At 75.2% G+C, this 18,220-nt stretch carries 14 protein-coding genes; 9 read left to right on the top strand and 5 right to left on the bottom strand.

Features of this window, described 5'->3' with window-relative positions; genetic code table 11:
• The first annotated feature begins 22 nt into the window (after positions 1-22).
• Entirely contained in the window at positions 23-4,051 is a 4,029-nt protein-coding gene (locus ACFY61_RS02620; protein WP_389466000.1) for a CHAT domain-containing protein, read from the top strand.
• A gap of 21 nt (positions 4,052-4,072) precedes the next feature.
• Here the strand turns inward: ACFY61_RS02620 and ACFY61_RS02615 are convergent, their stop codons facing one another.
• Both ACFY61_RS02615 and ACFY61_RS02610 read right to left on the bottom strand, forming a co-directional pair.
• On the bottom strand, positions 4,073-4,717 hold the full coding sequence (locus ACFY61_RS02615) for a LysE family translocator (RefSeq protein ID WP_389465997.1): 645 nt from the start codon (positions 4,715-4,717) through the stop codon (positions 4,073-4,075).
• A 150-nt stretch (positions 4,718-4,867) separates the two neighbouring features.
• Positions 4,868-6,943 (bottom strand): caspase family protein, encoded by a 2,076-nt coding sequence (locus ACFY61_RS02610; protein ID WP_389465994.1) that lies wholly within the window; start codon positions 6,941-6,943, stop codon positions 4,868-4,870.
• A 171-nt stretch (positions 6,944-7,114) separates the two neighbouring features.
• Between ACFY61_RS02610 and ACFY61_RS02605 the strand changes: the two genes are divergently transcribed.
• The 5 genes from ACFY61_RS02605 to ACFY61_RS02585 are packed head-to-tail and all read left to right on the top strand — an operon-like array spanning position 7,115 to position 11,764.
• Positions 7,115-7,624: a hypothetical protein gene (locus tag ACFY61_RS02605; RefSeq protein ID WP_389465992.1), complete on the top strand. Its 510-nt coding sequence runs from the start codon at positions 7,115-7,117 to the stop codon at positions 7,622-7,624.
• Positions 7,621-9,396: a hypothetical protein gene (locus tag ACFY61_RS02600; protein ID WP_389465990.1), complete on the top strand. Its 1,776-nt coding sequence runs from the start codon at positions 7,621-7,623 to the stop codon at positions 9,394-9,396. Before ACFY61_RS02605 ends, ACFY61_RS02600 begins: the two co-directional genes overlap by 4 nt.
• Positions 9,393-9,623 (top strand): hypothetical protein, encoded by a 231-nt coding sequence (locus ACFY61_RS02595; RefSeq protein ID WP_389465988.1) that lies wholly within the window; start codon positions 9,393-9,395, stop codon positions 9,621-9,623. Before ACFY61_RS02600 ends, ACFY61_RS02595 begins: the two co-directional genes overlap by 4 nt.
• 2 nt (positions 9,624-9,625) lie before the next feature.
• On the top strand, positions 9,626-10,189 hold the full coding sequence (locus tag ACFY61_RS02590; protein WP_389465985.1) for a hypothetical protein: 564 nt from the start codon (positions 9,626-9,628) through the stop codon (positions 10,187-10,189).
• Between the two features lie 15 nt (positions 10,190-10,204).
• Complete coding sequence (locus ACFY61_RS02585; RefSeq protein WP_389465983.1) at positions 10,205-11,764, top strand: ATP-binding protein; 1,560 nt, start codon at positions 10,205-10,207, stop codon at positions 11,762-11,764.
• Between the two features lie 95 nt (positions 11,765-11,859).
• Here ACFY61_RS02585 and ACFY61_RS02580 read toward each other — a convergent pair whose 3' ends face one another.
• Positions 11,860-13,008, bottom strand: coding sequence for a glycerate kinase (locus ACFY61_RS02580; RefSeq protein ID WP_389465982.1), 1,149 nt, complete (start codon positions 13,006-13,008; stop codon positions 11,860-11,862).
• A gap of 142 nt (positions 13,009-13,150) precedes the next feature.
• Here ACFY61_RS02580 and ACFY61_RS02575 point away from each other — a divergent pair, with 142 nt between their 5' ends.
• From ACFY61_RS02575 to ACFY61_RS02565, 3 genes are all read left to right on the top strand, one after another.
• Positions 13,151-14,833, top strand: a complete 1,683-nt coding sequence (locus ACFY61_RS02575; protein ID WP_389465981.1) for a BCCT family transporter — start codon at positions 13,151-13,153, stop codon at positions 14,831-14,833.
• 50 nt (positions 14,834-14,883) lie between these two features.
• The gene (locus ACFY61_RS02570) at positions 14,884-15,423 is read left to right on the top strand and encodes an NUDIX domain-containing protein (protein WP_389465979.1); all 540 of its coding nucleotides are present in this window, start codon (positions 14,884-14,886) and stop codon (positions 15,421-15,423) included.
• Positions 15,424-15,491: 68 nt separating this feature from the next.
• Positions 15,492-15,920 (top strand): hypothetical protein, encoded by a 429-nt coding sequence (locus ACFY61_RS02565; protein ID WP_389465976.1) that lies wholly within the window; start codon positions 15,492-15,494, stop codon positions 15,918-15,920.
• 93 nt (positions 15,921-16,013) lie between these two features.
• Here the strand turns inward: ACFY61_RS02565 and ACFY61_RS02560 are convergent, their stop codons facing one another.
• Positions 16,014-16,520 (bottom strand): methylated-DNA--[protein]-cysteine S-methyltransferase, encoded by a 507-nt coding sequence (locus ACFY61_RS02560; protein WP_389465973.1) that lies wholly within the window; start codon positions 16,518-16,520, stop codon positions 16,014-16,016.
• 21 nt (positions 16,521-16,541) lie between these two features.
• On the bottom strand, positions 16,542-18,026 hold the full coding sequence (locus tag ACFY61_RS02555; protein ID WP_389465970.1) for an AlkA N-terminal domain-containing protein: 1,485 nt from the start codon (positions 18,024-18,026) through the stop codon (positions 16,542-16,544).
• Between the last annotated feature and the right edge of the window lie 194 nt (positions 18,027-18,220).

Below are 18,220 nucleotides of genomic sequence, written 5' to 3'. Positions count from 1 at the left end.
CCCCCGACCCATCGGAGCGCCCGTGGACGACCCTGCCGAGCTGCGCGCCCGGCGCGAGGCGATCCTCGCCGAGCTCACCACCCTGCGCGCGACGGACCCGGCAGCCGCCGAACTGTGCGCCGAGGCGGGGGAGATCGGCTACCGGCTCGTCACCCTGCACGGCGAGACCGGGGAAGCCGACGCCGCCGCCGAGGCGTTCGCGCACGCCTTCCGGAACCCCGACGGCCCGGCCCCGCACTGGCCGGTCTGGCGGATCCTGTACGGCCACGTCATGGCCTTCCAGTACGACCTCCACCCCGACCCCGACCTCGTGGACCGGGCCTCGACCCTGCTGTCCGACGGCCTGGCCGGCCTCGCCGGGGGCGGGGACCTGGAGACCGACCCCGACCGCGTCGCCACCGCGGCCCTGGCCCGCCGCCTGCTCGCCAACCTCGCCTGGGTCCGCTGGTTCGGCGCCCAGCACGACCAGGACCTGCTCGCCGCCGCCCTCCCCCTGAACGAGCGCGCCGCCGCAGCCGATCCGGACGACCCGGACCTGCTCCTCCACCTCGCCCACATGCGGCTCGTCCACGGGTCGCTGACCCGCGAGGCCGACTCCTACGCCGAGTCCGCCCGCCTGTACGCCCGGGCACTCCCGGCCGCGGCGGCACATCCGCCGCACCCCGAGCGGGAACCGGAGGCCATCCGGTACGGGCGCGCCGTCGCCCTGACCATGCTCGGCACCCTCACCACCGACCGCTCCGACCTGGAGGCGGCCCGAGACGAGGGCCTGCGCACCCTGGCCGCCGTACGGGCGCGGGGCGCCGGCAGCCCCGTGACGGAGCGCGACGTCCGGCTGCTGGTGGCGCAGGCCCGCGCGCTGATCGACGACGACCGGGAACGGGAACTCGCCAGGGCGGACGTGGCCGCACTCACGGCCACGCCCGAACAGATGGACGCCCTCGACGACTTCCGGCTCGACCTCTTCGGCAGGCTGTTCTGGCAGGCCGGTACGTTCCAGGCCGCGGCCGACGACCTGGAGCGCGCCATAGCCCTGCTCACCAGGGCCGTCGACCGGCAGACACCAGGGAGCGCGCCCGTCCCGAACGTGCCCGCGATGTACCTCGCCGGCGCGCAGTACTTCCGGCACCAGCACGACGCGGACCCGGCCCGGCTCCCGGTGGCCATCCGCGCCGCCAGGCTCGTCCTCCAGGACGACGGAATCCCTTCCGGGGTCCGCGCGGGGATGACGATGCTGCTCGCGGTCGCCCAGCACCTGGCGGGCACGGAACCGGACCTGTCCTTCGCGGAACTCCTGCCGCTCTACCAGCAATGGCGGCGCGGACTCGACGCCGCCGGCAACCCCTACGACTTCGGGCTGTACCACCCCACCCTCGCCGACAACCCGCAGGCCCGGGCGAACTGGGAGCGGAACTTCACCACCATCCTCATGCGGGAATGGCGCGACGACGTCCCCGAATCCCTCCGGGGCGAGTACGCCGCCCAACTGCTCGAAGTGGGGGACTGGCTGGACCCGCACCGCGACCGGCTCGGACCGGAACGCGAGGCCGAGTTCGTCGACGCCGTCATGCGCCAGGCCGAACGGGACCCGGCCTGGCGCGCCCGCGGCCGCGCCGTCCTCGGGCACTACCGGCTCGCGCAGGGCCTCCAGGGGTCCGACGCGCTCCTGGAGGAGGCCCTGGCCCACTTCGAGGCGGCGATCGAGGCGGGCAACGACAGCTCCTCCGTGGAGTTCGGGGCGCGCTCGGCCGCGGCCCTGCTGCAACGGAGGCAGGGGATCATCGGGGGTCCGGCAGCCGAGGACGACTGGGAGGGCCTGTTCTCCGCCATGCACGAACAGCCGATGCTGGCCCGGCGGTACAGGTGCGCACGGGAGCGGGACGCCGCGGTCCTCGCCGGGCACCGTGGCGATCTGGCCGCCGTCGACCGGCACCTCGCGGCCATCGCCGGTCACCTGGCCGGCCTGGCCGGGGACGAGGACATGCTGCGCGTGGAGGCATGGGCGATGCTGGAGGAAGTCAGGGTGGTACGCCGCCCGCTGGCGGAGCGGCTCGGCCACCCGGCCCTGCCCCCGTCCCAGGGCCGGCCCACCATGGACGAAGTACGCGCGACGGCGGCCAAGTTCCCCCGGGGCCGGCGGGCCGACCTCCTCGCCTCGTTCTCGCGTGCCTGGCGGGTCGAGGCACTCGACTCCGACGACCTGGTCCTGTTGCGCAGCACGCTCGCCCTCAGCGAGGAGGCCCTGTCCCTCACGGCCGCGGGCACCGACGACTGGACCGACCTGCTCACGGACCTGGGCACCTCGTACTGCGCCCTCGGCACGATGGAGCCCGATCCCCGCACCGGACGGCCCGGCCCCGACCTCGACCAGGGCATCTCCCGGCTGGAAACCGCCACCGAGGCCATGCGCGGCCCCGAGCACCGCCTCTGGGCAGTCGCCGCCGGCACGCTCGCCAAGGCCTACCGGATGCGCCACCCCCACGCCCCCGCCGAACTCGCCCGCGCCCGCCGCCTCGGCCTGGACGCCCTCCGCGGCATCGCCTGGTCCGCCCTGCTCCAGTCCGGAGCGGACGACGTGGCCGCCGCCGTCCGGGAGGCCACCTTCCTCTCCCAGCAGGTCACCGCCTGGTGCGTCGCTGACGGCGCCCCCGGGGACGCCGTGCGGGCCCTCGACTCCTGCCGGGCCCTCATCCTGCACGCCGCCACCACCGGCCGGTCCGTCACCGAGCGGCTGACCGCCGCCGGCCGCACCGACCTCGCCGACGCGTGGCGGCGGGCCGCCGCCGAGTCCGGTCCCGACGGCGTGCCCGGCCCGCTGCGCCTCCAGGCCGTCCGGGCCCTCACCGAGGGCGGCGACCGGCTCCTCGTCCCACCCGACGTCGCCGAGATCGCACGCGGACTGCGCGCCCAGCGGCAGGACGCCCTCGTCTACCTGGTCCCCGGCACCGCCGAATGCCCCGGCACCGCCTACGTCGTCACCTCCGCCGGCGAGGTCCGCGAACTGCCCCTGCCCCGGCTCCTGGAAGACGCCCGGCCCCTGCGCGAGTACCGCCCCGCCGGCCGTCCCGGCCGGCGCGACCTGCTCCCCGTCCCCGGCTACGGCGACGGGCCGAGCCCCGCCCCGCCCCTGCGCGACCAGCTGGACCGGCTCTGCGCCTGGGCCTGGCGGGTCGCGGTCCGGCCGCTGCTCGACCTGTTCGAGACCCCCGGACGCAACCCCCGCCTGGTGCTCGTACCCATGGGTGCCCTCGGCCTCGTGCCCTGGCACGCCGCGTGGACCGGGGCCGACCCCCGGCCGGGCGCCGACACCGGCACCGGCCGCCGGTACGCCCTCCAGGACGCGGAGTTCTCGTACGCGGCCTCCGCCCGGCTGCTGTGCGAGGTCGCCGCACGCCCCGCCGCACCCCACACCGGCACCGCCCTCGTCGTGGGCGACCCGACCGGCGACCTGCCGTACGCCGGCGAGGAGGCCGCCGCCGTCCAACGCGCCTTCTACCCGGACGGGACCTTCCTCGGCCTGCGCACCGGCGACGGCACCCCCCGGCAGGTCACCGACTGGCTGCACCGGCACGGCGACGGCGGCGGCGTCCTGCACCTGGCCTGCCACGGCACCGTCGAGGAGAACCGGGCCCACAGCTCCTACCTCACCCTCAAGGGCGGCGAGCTGCCGGCCGAGGAGCTGGCGGCGTCCCTGCCCGGCCGGCTCGGCCTGGTGGTGCTCGCCGCCTGCCGCAGCCAGGTGTCCGGCCGCGGCAACAACGAGGCGTACAGCCTGTCCTCGGCCTTCCTGGCGGCCGGCAGCCGCTCCGTGATCGGCTCGCTGTGGCCGGTCCCGGACGACGCCACCTCGGTGCTGATGTACATGACCCACCACTACCTGCGCCGGGAGGGCGAACCTCCCGCCCGGGCCCTGCGCCGCGCCCAGTTGTGGGTGCTGGACCCGGCCCGCCGGGCGCCGGACGGGATGCCGCCCGTCCTCGCCGGGCGGCTGCACCGACTCGACCCGCACGACCTGAGCGCCTGGGCGGGCTTCACCCACCTCGGCCAGTAGCGGTCGCCGGTCGGGTACCGCTCAGGCCTGGGCGGGCGTACGCGACAGGGCCGTGCGCAGCGCGAACACACCGAGCAGGCCGCCCGCCGCGAACCGCTGGGCGGTCATCACGCGGGGCCGGGCGGCCAGGAATCCCGACACCCGCGCCGCACCCAGCATGACCAGGCCGTTCACACAGACGCCCACGACGATCTGCACGGCACCGAGCTGCAGCAACTGCGCCCGGGCGGGCCCCGCCTGCGGGTCCATGAACTGGGGGAGCAGGGCGGCGTACATGAGGGCGATCTTGGGGTTGAGCAGGTTGGTCAGCAGCCCCGTCGAGAACAGGCGGGCGTCGGAGACCGGAGGCAGGTCGCCGGCCGGGGCGAAGGGCGAGCGGCCACCGGGCCTGAGCATGTCCCAGGCCAGGTAGGCCAGGTAGGCGGCCCCGGCGAGCTTGACCACCGTGAATGCCGGCGGCACGGCTGCGAACAGCGCGGACAGCCCGGCGGCCGCCGCCAGCAGGTAGCACACGAACCCCACGGCGGTCCCGCTCAGGCTGACCAGGCCCGCCCGGCGGCCCTGGGTGATCGCGCGGGACGCGAGGTGGATCATGTTCGGTCCCGGGGTCAGTGCCATGCCCAGTTCGACCAGGGCCACTCCCCCCGCTGCGGCCAGACTGATCACCGGTCGACTCCTGATCGTTCGCCGGGTACCGGGTACCCGGAGGGGGCGGCGCCCGCCCACGACGGACGGCGTCGGTACACCGGCGCGCCCGCCTCGCTAGCACGCGTGTACGCGGGCACGTGTGTACGTGTGTAAGCGTGTACGCGTGCCTCAGGATACGGTCCGGCCGTTCGCCGTCCTCGCGCGACCCGGTGCAGGCCGGCCGACGGCACCGGAACGTCCGGGCACGACCGTCCGGAGGGCCAGGCTCGCCGCCGCCCACTGCCCGGCGGTCCCCGGGCCCGCGCGGAGCAGGTCCCGCGACCCCGCCGCGGTCCCCCCGCGCGGGGACTCCAGCCGCAGCAGGTCGCCCGACGGGGCCCGGCGCGTGCCCGCGCCGGCCTGGGCCGGATCCCAGGAATCCAGGTGGAACGGCACGGTGTTGAGCTCGGCCTCCGCGACGATCAGCGTCAGCCAGTCCCGCACCACCGCTCCCGGCCGCGCCGGACGGGACTCCGGCAGCGCCATCCGCACCGGATCCCCCTCCCAGACCTGCGCGCTCAGCCCGGCCCCGACGTACTGTCCCGGGAACAGCGAGGTGCCCGCGCCGAACTGGTCGTCGAGGTCGACCAGTACGCACCACAGGGGCCGGTGCCCGGTGTTGCGCAGCCGCACGCTCACCCAGGGCGGCTCCCCGTCGGCGTACTCCAGCCCGATCTCGCCCCGGCCGTCCGGTACCAGTGGCGGCCCCTCGCGGTCCGCCCACGGACGGATCTCCAGCCGCACGTGCCCGCCCAGCGGGGACAGGCCCGAGCTGAGGTCACGGATGCGGTGCCAGTGCGTCAGGTGGGCCAGGCAGGCCGCGACCAGCGGCACGTCCGCCGGCCCGGACATCTCCAGCGGCTCCACGTACGGGGACCCGTCGGGCCGCAGCACGTGCGCCACGCGGCCGCGCAGCGAGACCCGGAACCGCAGCGCCGCCGGGTCCGCCCCGGCCGGGTCCTCGGGGAGCACCCGCAGCAGCGGCGACGTCAGGCCCGCGGCCAGCAGGGCGGCCGCCTCCGCCCGCTCCGGCGGGGCGTCGACCAGCACGGCTGCCGGGGGCAACGCCAGCGCCGACAGCACCACCGGACGCACCGAGCCGCGCTCGGGTGCCCAGCCGACCGGCTCGACCAGGGTCCGGTCGGCCCGCACCGCCACCGCCCGCACCACCCGCGGCCCGTCCCCGGCGCCCGGCACGGCTCCCGCGTCGGCCCCGGCCCGGGCGCCCGGTACGGTCCAGGCCCCGGCGCCCGCCGCCGCCCCCGTCGGCTCCGCTCCGGCAACCGTGAACTCGGTGCCCGCCTCCCCGGTCAGGCCGTGCACCCGTCCGCAGTCCACCTCCCAGCCGTCCGGCCCCTCCCGCAGCAGGTACGCGTCCGGAGTGCGGGCCGGACCGCCCAGCAGCGGCCGGTCAGCGAGCCCACCCGCCTCCGCCGGCCACAGCACCGGGTGCTGGCCGTCCAGCAGCCGCCGCCGCACCTCCGCCTGCGCCCCGGCCAGCAGCTCCCGGGCCGTGGCCCGCGGCGGAGCGGCCCGTACCGCGGTCGCCAGGGAGTGGCTGAACACCCCGCGCACCACGGCGCGGCCTTCGGGGCCGTTCACCGGACGCTCGAACGCCGGGCGGTCGATCCGGCTCGCCGCCAGCAGCACGTGCCGGGCCCGTGGAGCCGGGCCGGCCGGGTCCCGGGACACCACGGGTGCGGGCCAGTGCGCCGCCCAGGGCGCGACCCGGGCCCGCGCACCCTCCTCGCGGGTGGCGCCCGCCGAGAAGCAGCAGTCCAGCACGGCCACCACGTGCGCCCCGCCGGCCGCCACCCCGTCCAGCAGCGCCCCCAGCGTCTTGTCCGGCAGCGGCCCGTCGGCGCAGACCAGCGCCTGGCACCGCCCGGTGGGTTCGGCGGCCAGCTCCGCGGCGGTGACCGCGGCGTACTCGGTGCCGTGCCCCGAGAACCACAGCAGAGCCGTGTCCCGCGGGCCGGCCTGCCCCAGGTGGGTGCGGACCGCCGACGCCACCGCCGTCACGCCGGCCTCGCGGTCGAGCAGCTCCAGGACATCGATCCGGCCAGCGGTCCGCTCCTGAAGCACCTCCCGCGCCAGCCGCACGTCGTTGACGCAGCCGCGCAGCCGCCCGTACGCGGATCCCCCGTACTCGTTGACGCCCACCAGCAGGGCGTACACCGTCCCCGTTCCGTCTCCCGTTCCCATCCGGCCAGTCTCACAGCGCACCGCCCGCCCCCTGGCCGAAATCCGGCCGAACGCCGGTCGGATCCAGGAGAGGGATGGCTCAAACACGTGAGGCGTTCGCATGATTGACGGAGCATCACTAGTCTGCGGGAACCGCGTGCCGGCCGCCGCGCACGCACACCGGGGGAGAACATGGAGCACTGGGAGCGTCCGCGCCGTCTCGTGGGGCCGGCGCAGGGCCTGCGCAACGACCTGGGCGGGGCCCTCGGCCCCGCACCCGCCACCGGGAGCGCCCCGCGCCACCCCGGGACGGCGGCCGACCGCTACCGCGAGCGCTCCGCGGCCCTGCGCGAAGCCTGCGCCCGCCTCGACGCCGGCGTGGACGACGCGACCCGGCGGCAACTCGCCGACTGGATCCGCGAACAGTACGAGGTCCACCACCACGGCGCCCCCGTCGGCTGGGTCGCCCGCTGCCTGCTCGGCCCGCCCTACGTCGACCACACCCTCGACCTGTTCGGCTCCATCCTCGTCCACTACGCCCCCGCCGACCCCATGCCGGAGCCCTGCGCCTCCGCCAGGACCCTGGCCCGCAACAGCGCCTACGCCTGGGTCGAGGTGTACTCGGACGGCAGCCTGGTCCCGGTCCTCACCGACGGGCGCCCCGTACGCTCACCCGGAACCCGATCGGAGAACAACCGGTGACCGACACCGACTACGCCCTCCACCGCAAGGTCGCCGAGGTCGGCCGGCTCGTCGGCCGGGTCGCCGACCAGGTCGGCCAGGTATCCGGCCAGGTCACCGCGGTCCAGGCCAAACAGCAGCAGACCCGCGACGAACTCCAGGCGCTGCGCGCCGAGTTCCTCGACTTCGTGCAGCAGGCCCGGCGCACCGCCGCCCTCCAGCGCGCCGAGACCAGGATCGGCGTCATCCAGGACCAGCTCGACCACGAGTTCGGCCACCACAAGGTGGTCCGGCGCACCGCCGTCGGCATGCTCCAGGCCTTCGACCTCGGCCTGGTGTCCGAGGACACCGTCCGCACCGTCGGCGACGAGCTGATGCTGCAGACCCCCCGGTACTGGCTGGCGCCCGCCCTCGTCGCCCTCGCCGCCTGGTCCGCCGACGACCCCGGCCTGTGCGAGCGCGCCGTGGAGGAGGCCTTCCGCCGCTCCCCGGACCGCACCTCACTGTTCTTCGCGCTCGTCCTGCGCCGCCAGGGCCGGACCGGCGAATCGGTGCGCTGGCTGCGCCACTACCTCATGGCGCAGGACCCGGCCCGCCTCGGCCGCGAGTTCGCGGTGATCCTGGAGGCCGTGGCCCAGGGCGCCTTCGGCGCCGACGGACGCGCCCTGCTGCGCACCACCCTGGACTCCTGGCAGGCGTCGATGGCCCAGGACACCGCGGCCCAGGACGCCCAGATCGAGCGCTGGACCGCCGAACTGAACACGCTCGCCCCGGCCGTGCAGAGCACCGAGTTCCCGCTGCTGTGCCAGATCTCCCCGCAGGCGCCCGAGCTGACGAGGGTGCTCTCCGGCGCCCGCACCCACCAGCAGGTCCTCGACAAGTACACGGCGATCATGGACGCCGAGCACCGGCCCTCGGGCCGCATCGAGGACGCCGTCGACGACATCCTGGACCGCCTCGTCTCCGAGTACGACAACGAGGAACTCCCGCTGCGCCGCGACCTCGCCTACCAGGAGGCGGTGGTCTCGCACGACGGCGACACCACCCGCGCCCGGACCGTCGCCGACGCGGACTCGGCCTCGTACGACGAGACGCTCGACTACCTGACCGTGCAGACCACCGCGGCCCTCAACCCGGGAGCCCTCGGCACCTCGGAGGCCACCCGCCGCCTGGCCGTCGCCGCCTGCCGCGAGTGGTTCCACCACGCCCACCAGCACTTCGCCGCCGGCTACCGGGCGGCGGTGCCGCAGGACGTCGAAGCCCGCTTCGACGCGGCCTACCCCATCGCGGGCGCCGGCCGGTTCCAGCTGCCGGCCTGGTCCGGCTCCTTCCGCACCCCGCTGCCCGAGCTGGAGCAGCGGCTGGGCGAACACTGGGACCGGTTCACCCGGCCGTTCCTGGACGCGCTCGGCTACCGCTACGGCAAGCCGGTCACCATCGCCGCCCTCATCGCACTGGCGGCGCTGGTCATCGGTGCGGCGATCGGCCCCGCCCCCGGGGTGCTGCTGCCCCTGGTGGCCGCCGGGGTGGCGGCCCTGGTCATCACCCAGGGCGCCGGCCGCGCCCGTACCCTCCAGCAGAGCGCGGAACGCGTCCTCGCCGAGGCCCGCCGCGACGCCCTCCACCGGCTGCGCGGTGCCTCCGCCGAACTCACCCAGTGGCAGGCGGGCTACGCCGAGGCGGACGCCGTCGAGGCGCGGGTCCGGGAACTGATCGCCTCCCTGGACACCGCCACCCACGCCAACTCGCCGTTCACCGGCCGCACCGTCACCCCGGAGGGACCCGGCGCATGACCACCCCGCCCACACCCCCCACCCCTCCCGCCCCTCCCGCCCCTCCCGCCCCTCCCGCCCCTCCCGGCGAACCGGGTACCGGCCGGCGCCTCTGGGCCGCCACCGCGCCGGCCGCCGAACGCACCACCGTCCGCGCCCGCAAGATCGCCCAGGGCCTGCCCGACTGGTCCCCGCTGCCCCCGGGCGAACAGCTCGTACGACGCCCCGGCGCCAAGCGGGAGCCCTGACCGTGGCCGGATTCTGGGGCCACGGCGGCACCTACCAGACCTGGGCGGACCACCTGCGCCGCTGGGCGGAGGAGGCGGACACGGCCGCCGCCGACCTCCCCGTACTGCGCCCGGAGGACTACCACCAGGACACCTGGGTCCGGTTCACCGAACTGATCACCGCCGCCCTGGACCGCCGGCTGCGGGCCTGGGGCCACCGGCTGACCACCGCCCTGACCGAGGCGGCCGACGAGTTCGCCGTGGGCCGGGCCCTGGTGCAGGCCCGCCCTGGCCTGGCCGCGGTCCGCGCCCTCGCCGCCCACCCCTCGCTGCCCGCCGACCTCCGCGAACGCCTCAGCGGAATCGTCGACCGGCAGATCGCCGACCTCCAGCGGCAGCTGGAGGACCAGCTGGACCGGGAGGCCCGGGCCGGCGCCGACCCCCGCTCCGTCGGGGCCCGCCGCCGCACCTACCGGGAGAACCCCCTGACCGCGGCCGCCGGCCCCGCCGCGCCCCCGGCACCACCCGCCTGGTCCTACGACCCGGCCGCCCCCGCCCGCCGCCGCATCGTCACCGACCGAGACTGAAGAGACCACCACACCATGCCCAACTACGCCGACAGCCACCGCGATCTCGACAGCTACGTCTCCGCACGGGTCCCGGTCATCTGCGTACGCACCATCGAGCAGCAGCGGGCCCTGCGCCTGGTCCGGGCCACCGCCACCCAGCCGCGCCGTTCCAACATGCCGTTCTGGATCTACACCCGTGCCACCGGGCTGCGCGACCTGCGCTCCAACACCCCGGTGATGGACGACCGGTCCCTCACCGGAGCCATGGAGTTCGCCGCGGCCCAGTTCACCTCCCGCCCCAACGCCACCCTCGTCCTCGTCGAACCCGACGACCTGGACGCCGACACCCCGCTCACCCGTCACATCGCCGAGCTCGCCCGCCTCGCCGACACCAACATGGGCAGCATCGTGCTGATCACCGACAGCCCGGTCTGGAGCGGCCTCCAGCGCCTGGGCATGAGCCTGACCCTGGACCTCCCCGACGCCGACGAGATGTACGCCACCCTCTCCGGCTTCCTCGGCGACCACCGCGGGCACATCCCCATCGCCTGGACCGAGCAGGACATCCGGCGCGCCGCCGAGTTCCTGGTCGGCGTCACCGAGGGCGAGGCGGTCAACCTGATGGCGACGGTCGCCGCCAAGGGTTCCGTCGAGGAGGGCGACGTACTGCGCCTGGCCGCGTCCAAGGACCGCATCTTCAGCGACCTCAGCGGCCTGACCCGGGTCCCGCTCCACGCCTCGGACCACGCCGTCGGCGGGCTGACGAACCTCCGCGACTGGCTCGGCCGCCGCAACCTGCTGATGCAGGCGGACCTGCGCAGCACCGACCTGCGCCCGCCGCGCGGGGTGCTGCTGGTCGGCGTGCCCGGCTGCGGCAAGTCCCTCTCCGCGAAGGCCGTGGCCGCGCAGTGGCAGCTGCCGCTCTACCGCCTCGACATGGGCTCCATCCACGGCAAGTACCTCGGCGAGTCCGAGGGGCGGTTCCGGGAGGCCCTGGAGACCGCCGACCGGGTCGCGCCCTGCGTCCTGTGGATCGACGAGATCGAGAAGGGACTGGCCGGGGCGGGGGACAGCACGGGCGTCCCGCAGCGGATCATCGGCCAGTTCCTGTTCTGGCTGCAGGAGTCCCGGTCCCGGACGTTCGTCGTGGCCACGGCGAACGACGTCCGCGGCCTGCCGCCCGAACTGCTCCGCAAGGGCCGCTTCGACGAGCTCTTCTTCGTGGACCTGCCGGACGCGCGGGACCGCGAGGAGATCATCGGCATCTACTACCGCCGCTACCTGAAGGCGGAGCCGGACCCGGCGCAGCTGGCCCGCCTGGTCGACCTGTCGGAGGGGTTCGCCGGCTCCGACATCGAGGCGGCGCTGCACGACGTGGGCGCGGAGGTGTACCTGGCCGGGGGGATCGGGAACCTGCGGCCGGCGTTCGTGGAGGACACGTTCGCGAACACGGTGCCGCTGAGCCGGAACAACCCGGAGCAGATCGAGGAGATCCGCGCCTGGGGCCGCGACCGCGCCGTCCCCGCCGGCCGCGCCGCCCCCACTCCCGGCCGCCCGTCCACCACCCGCCGCATCGTCTTCCTGGACGACTGACCCCCGCCGGCCGTCCGCGAGACCCGCCCCGCGGGTGGGGCGGGGACGTGCCGGAGGCCCGGGGCGCTGGGCGGCGGCCCGGGCCCCGGGGTGGATCAGAGCACGTCGGCCGCGAGGTTCGCCGCCACCCGCTCCAGCAGCGGCCCCGCGTTGGGGATGGACTTGGCCGGGTCCGGCTCCAGGTCCGTCAGCGGGTACGCGCGGCGGATGCCCGCCGCCTGGAGGGCCTCCTGCTCCAGCAGCAGACGGCCGCACACCGCCACCACCGGCTTGCCCGCCGCCCGTGCCGCCGCGGCCACGCCCGCCGGCGCCTTGCCGTGCAGGGTCTGCTCGTCCAGCGAACCCTCGCCGGTGATCACCAGCGTCGCCCGCTCCAGGGCCGGCGCGAAGCCCAGCACCTCCAGCATCAGCTCGATGCCGGGGCGGAAGCTCGCGCCGAGCAGCAGCGCGCCGTAGCCGATGCCGCCCGCGCCGCCGGCGCCGGGGGAGGCCGCCAGCTCGGTGGCCTTCGGGCCGATCGCCTTCTCCAGCACCCGCGCGTAGTGCGCCAGCGCCGAGTCGAGCGTCGCCACGTCCTCGGGCGAGGCGCCCTTCTGCGGGCCGTAGACCGCCGCGCAGCCCTTCGGGCCGGTCAGCGGGTTGTCGACGTCGCTGGCCAGGACGAAGTCCACCTCCGCGAAGCGGGGGTCCACGCCCGACAGGTCCGCCGAGGCCAGCTCGGCCAGGGCGCCGCCGCCCGGGCCCACCGGCCGGCCGTCCGCGTCCAGGAACTCCGCGCCCAGCGCGGCCAGCATGCCGGCGCCGCCGTCGGTGGTGGCGCTGCCGCCGACACCGAAGACGATCGTCCGCGCACCTGCGTCCAGCGCGGCCTTGAGGACCTCGCCGGAGCCGTACGTGGTCGCCGTCAGCGGCGCGAACACGCCCTTCGGGAGCAGCTGGAGCCCGGAGGCCTCCGCCATCTCGACCACGGCGGTGCCGTCGCGCAGCGCGAAGGCAGCCGTGACCTGCTCGCCGAGCGGACCGGTGACCCGGACCTCCCGGCGTTCGAAACCGGCCGCCACGGCGGCCGCCACGGTCCCGTCGCCGCCGTCCGCGACGGGGAGGGTCTCGACCTCCACGCCCGGGACGGCCTTGCGCAGGCCCGCCGTCACCCGCTCCGCGACCTCTACGGCCGTGAGCGAGCCCTTGAATTTGTCCGCGGCGATGAGAACGCGCGCGGCCTCAGTTACTGCTCCGTCCGCCACCTTGCTGATCCCTTGCTTTCCGAACGTGCAGTCGCGCCACCCCGAGCCTATCCGGAGGATCCTCCTATGCCCATGGGTGGCCTGGGCCACACACGGCGCGCCATCCCCCTAAATGGGGATATTCACCCCATAGTGGTGCCACATGAGTGCGGATTCACCGGACCGGCCACGCCCCGACCCCTCCGTCCAGGACGGCGCTCCCGACCGCACCGTCGTCACCACCGGCGTGGCCGCCGTGCTGGCCGTCGTCGCGTGGGCCGCCCTCGGCGAGGACTCCTTCGACTCCGCCTCCTCCTCCGCCCTGGCCTGGGTCCTCGCGAACTTCGCCTGGCTGTTCGTGATCGCCGCGGACGTCTTCCTCGTGATGTGCGTGGTCCTCGCGACCAGCCGGTACGGCCGGATCCGGCTCGGCGCCGACGACGCCGAACCCGAGTTCGGCAACCTCGCGTGGATCGCGATGATGTTCAGCGCCGGCATGGGCATCGGCCTGATGTTCTACGGCGTCGGCGAGCCGCTCACCCACTACCTGAACCCGCCGCCCGCCTCCGGCGCCGCCCCCGGGACCGGCGGCGCGGCCCGCGCCGCCCTGGAGTACTCCTTCTTCCACTGGACCCTCACCCCGTGGGCCATCTACGGCATCGCCGGACTCGCCCTCGCCTACGCCACCTTCCGCAAGGGCCGCGGCAACCGGCTGAGCTCAGCCTTCGTCCCCCTCATCGGGCAGCGGCGGGCCGACGGCACCCCCGGCAGGGCCGTCGACCTGCTCGCCGTCTTCGCCACCGTCTTCGGCACGGCCACCAGCCTGGGCCTGGGCGCGCTCCAGGTCGCGGAGGGCCTGGAGATCACCGTCGGCGTCCCGGCCTCCACCTCCGTCGAACTGATCATCATCGGCTCGCTCTCCGCCGCGTTCGTCCTCTCCGCCTTCTCCGGCCTGCACAAGGGCGTGAAATGGCTGAGCACCATCAACATCGTGGTCGCCGCCGTCCTGATGCTCTTCGTCTTCCTGCTCGGCCCGACCGTCTACGTCCTCGACGCGATCCCCGCCGGCGTCGGCGGCTACCTCCACCAACTGCTGCCCATGGCCACCCGCACCGGCGCCTTCACCGACAGCGCCTGGCTCGGTGCGTGGACGATCTTCTACTGGGCCTGGTGGCTGTCCTGGGCGCCGTTCGTCGGCACGTTCATCGCCCGCATCTCCCGCGGCCGCTCCATCCGAGAGTTCCTCGTGGGCGTGCTGTTCGTCCCCTCCGGTGCCACCGTCGTCTGGTTCTGCGTCATGGGCGGCACCGCCATCCGCCTGGACTCCACCGGCGCCGCCGACCTCGCCGCCGCCGTCGCGGACGGCGCCGAGGCCTCCCTCTTCGCCATGCTCGACGCCCTGCCGCTCGGCACCGTCACCTCGTACCTCGCCATGATCCTGGTCATGACCTACTTCGTGACCAGCGCCGACTCCGCCTCCCTGGTCATGGGCTCGCTGACCAGCCGCGGCTCCCTGCACCCGCCGACCTGGCTGGTCGTCACCTGGGGCGTGCTGATGGCCGCGGTCGCGGCCGTACTGCTGGTCGCCGGCGGCCTGAAGTCCCTCCAGACCGCCACCATCCTGGTCGCCCTGCCCTTCGCCGTCGTCATGCTGGTGCTCTGCTGGGCGCTGTTGAAGGAACTCCGCGAGGACCCCGGCGCCGGCCCGGCGCCCCACCCCGCCCTGCACGGTCTGCGGGACGCCGTACGCGCCATGGTCGGCGACGCCGTCTCCGAGGCCGGATCCGCCCGCCACCCGCGCCTGCGCCGCGCCGCCGAGTCCCGCACCCGCCCCCCGCAGGCATGACCGCCGACGATGATCACCCGCGGCCCCCGCAGCCCGTTAGGGTGGGCGCCGTGACCTCCACCCACACCACCGCCACCACCCCCGCCACCGACGCCGCCGCCTCGGCCGACTACGCCGACTACATCGCGAGCCTGCCGCGGGTCCTGGCCGGCGCCGCCGCCCTGTTCCGTGACGACCGGGGCCGCGTCCTGCTCGTGGAGCCCAACTACCGCGAGGGCTGGGTCCTCCCCGGCGGCACCATCGAGTCCGACGAGGGCGAGTCCCCGCGCACCGCCGCCCGCCGCGAGAGCGCCGAGGAGATCGGCCTCGACCTCCCCCTCGGCCGCCTCCTCGCCGTGGACTGGGTCCTCGGCCCGGCCCGGCCCCCGCTGGTCTCCTACATCTACGACGGCGGCGTCCTCGACGAGTCGCAGCTCGCCTCCATCAAGCTCCAGGAGGCGGAACTGATCTCCTGGAAGCTGGTCGAGCCCGCCGAACTCGCCGCGCACCTCCCCGGACCGCTCGGCCCGCGCATCGAAGAGGCCTACCGCGTTCTCCAGTCGGGCGCGAACACCGCCGAACTGGAGAACGGCCGCCCGGTCCACCCCTGAACGCACGGGTGTCCCTCCCCGGGGACGCGGTAACACGGCGCCTACACCACGCAGGACAGAATCAGACGATGATCACCATGTACGCCTGGCCCAGCACCGCCGACGGGCCCGACGCCCTGCCGATGGTCCACTTCACCACCGAGGAGCAGTCCGGGAACGAGTTCACCCCGGACGGACAACCCATCTGGCTGTTCGACACCGCCATCAGGGAAGGCGGCTGGGCCCACTTCACCGACTACGACGGCTGGGCCCGGGCCGCCCCCGGCTGGATGGCCGAGTACCGCCGCCACGACGACGTCCTCCTCGTCAGCGGCCCCGGCGCCTGCGAGGGCTGGTACCAGGGCACCATCGGCGCCCCCGCCGAATGGATAGAGGCGGCCGCCGGCCAGCAGAGCATGGTGATCCTCGCCGCCCCCGTACCCCACCCCTCCATGTACGGCTACGCCGTCGAGATGGGCGTCGGCTTCGCCCTGCTGGTCCCCGTCAACGTCGTCTGACACCCGACGCCACCGGCAGGACGGGCACAACGGTCAGACGGGCAGAACGGGCGGGACGGAACCATCCACCACCCACCGCCCGCCTGCCCGCCGCTACCCCGCGGGCAGGAACCGCTCGCCCGCCTCGAAGGCCAGCAGACGCTGCTTGCGCTCCAGCCCGCCGCCGTAGCCCGTCATCGACCCGGTCGACCCGATCACCCGGTGGCAGGGCACGATGATGCTGACCGGGTTCTTCCCGTTCGCCAGCCCCACCGCCCGCGAGGCGTTCGGCTTGCCCAGCCGCGCCGCCAGCTCCCCGTACGACCAGGTCTCCCCGTACGGGATGCGCTGGAGCTGCGCCCACACGCTGCGCTGGAACTCCGTCCCCAGGAGCCGCACCGGCACGTCGAACTCGGTCAGCTCCCCGGCGAAGTACGCCTCCAGCTGCCGGACCACCTCCGGGAACGGCCCGTCCGAGGCGGCCACCCGCTCCCCGAACGACTCCTCCGCCGGCCGGTGCCGCTGCTCGGTCATGTAGAGGCCGCTCAGGACGCCGTCGGTGGCCACCAGGGTGAGCGGACCGTACGGGCTGTCGACGACGGCGTGCTGCTTGCTGTTCACGTTCTTCTCCTCGGTGGGTGGTCAGACGGGCAGACGGTTGACCGGGTGGTCGTCCGTCGCCCACAGGTACTGCACGGCGTACGCCCGCCAGGGCCGCCAGCCCGCCGCCCGCGCGGTCAGTGCGGCCGGCGAGGACGGCAGCCCGAGCCCGGCGGCGGCCCGCCGCACCCCCAGGTCGGACGGCAGGAACGCGTCCGGATCGCCGAGCGCCCGCATCGCGATCACCTCGGTGGTCCACGGACCGAACCCGGGCAGCGCCGCGAGCTGCGCCCGCGCCGCCTCCCAGTCGCTGTCGAACCCCAGCGGCAGCGAACCGTCCGCCAGCGCCGCGACCAGCGTCGTCAGGGTCGTCCGGCGGCTGCGGGGCAGCGCCAGTCGTTCCGGGTCCAGCCCCGCCAGCGCCTCCGGCGACGGGAACAGGTGCGTCAGCCCGCCCTCCGGGTCGGGATCCTCCACCGGTTCCCCGTGCGCGGCGACCAGCCGGGCGGCGTGCGTGCGCGCGGCCGCCGTCGACACCTGCTGCCCGAGCACCGCCCGCACCGCGAACTCCGCCGCGTCGACCGTACGCGGCACCCGCCGCCCCGGAGCCCGGTCCACCAGCGGCGCCAGCAGCGGGTCCGCCCGCAGCTGTCCGTCCACCGCCTCCGGATCCGCGTCCAGGTCCAGCATCCACCGGCACCGGCTGATCGCGATCGTCAGGTCCCGCAGGTCGGTCAGCGCCAGCTGGCACCCGATGTGGTCGGGCATCGGCGTCAGCGCCACCACGCCCGTCCCGTACGGCAGCCTGAGCGTCCGCCGGTACGCCCCGCCGCGCCACTCCTCGACCCCGGGCACGGCGGTCGCCGCGAGGTGGCCGAACAGGTTGTCGGGGTTGAGCGGCGCCCGGTAGGGGAGCCGCAGCGACAGCGTGCCCGGCACCCGCGGCGCCGCTGCACCGCCGCCGCGCGCGGCCCGGATCCGCAGCTCGCCGGGGGCGAGGGCGAAGACCTCGCGCACGGTCTCGTTGAAGGTGCGGATGGAGGAGAACCCGGCGGCGAACGCGATGTCGCCCATGGGCAGGGCGGAGGTCTCGATCAGCAGCCGCGCGGTCTGCGCGCGCTGCGCCCGGGCCAGGGCCAGCGGGCCCGCGCCGAGCTCGGCGTTCAGCTGCCGCTCCACCTGCCGGGTGGAGTATCCGAGCCGCGCCGCCAGCCCGGGCACGCCCTCCCGGTCCACGACCCCGTCCCGGATCAGCCGCATGGCCCGCGCGACGGCGTCGGCCCGCGCGTTCCACTCGGGCGAGCCCGGGCTGGTGTCGGGCCGGCACCGCTTGCAGGCCCGGTACCCCGCCTGCTGGCACGCGGCGGCGCTGGGCAGGAAGGTCATGTTCTCGACCTTGGGCGGCACCGCGGGGCAACTCGGCCGGCAGTAGATCCCGGTGGTCCGGACGGCGGTGAAGAACCACCCGTCGAACCGCGCGTCCTTCGACTGCACGGCCCTTACGCAGCGCTCGGTGTCGGTGTGCATGGATCCAGCATCAGGGGTGGTCACGATCACGGCTGGCGACTTTCCGACATCAAGCCTATGCCGCCGGCGAGGTTGCCGGCCCCGGGCCGCGGCGGCACCCCGTGAGCTCGGGCGGAGCTTCGGGCCCATGGGTGCGGGCCCGGGCCGGGGTACGCGGAGGGCCCCCGGGGGCCGATCGGCACCCGGGGGCCCTC

Source organism: Streptomyces sp. NPDC012888, assembly GCF_042900645.1.
Taxonomy (GTDB): domain Bacteria; phylum Actinomycetota; class Actinomycetes; order Streptomycetales; family Streptomycetaceae; genus Streptomyces.
Note: the sequence above shows the minus strand (reverse complement) of the source record. Positions and strands in the feature narration are given on the sequence as shown.

Bases quoted from the DNA above. Each gene is read 5' to 3' on its own strand.
- ACFY61_RS02610 (WP_389465994.1), bottom strand. From the start codon at position 6,943: ATGGGAACGGGAGACGGAACGGGGACGGTGTACGCCCTGCTGGTGGGC.
- ACFY61_RS02605 (WP_389465992.1), top strand. From the start codon at position 7,115: ATGGAGCACTGGGAGCGTCCGCGCCGTCTCGTGGGGCCGGCGCAGGGC.
- ACFY61_RS02595 (WP_389465988.1), top strand. From the start codon at position 9,393: ATGACCACCCCGCCCACACCCCCCACCCCTCCCGCCCCTCCCGCCCCT.
- ACFY61_RS02585 (WP_389465983.1), top strand. From the start codon at position 10,205: ATGCCCAACTACGCCGACAGCCACCGCGATCTCGACAGCTACGTCTCC.
- ACFY61_RS02575 (WP_389465981.1), top strand. From the start codon at position 13,151: ATGAGTGCGGATTCACCGGACCGGCCACGCCCCGACCCCTCCGTCCAG.
- ACFY61_RS02565 (WP_389465976.1), top strand. From the start codon at position 15,492: ATGATCACCATGTACGCCTGGCCCAGCACCGCCGACGGGCCCGACGCC.
- ACFY61_RS02555 (WP_389465970.1), bottom strand. From the start codon at position 18,026: ATGCACACCGACACCGAGCGCTGCGTAAGGGCCGTGCAGTCGAAGGAC.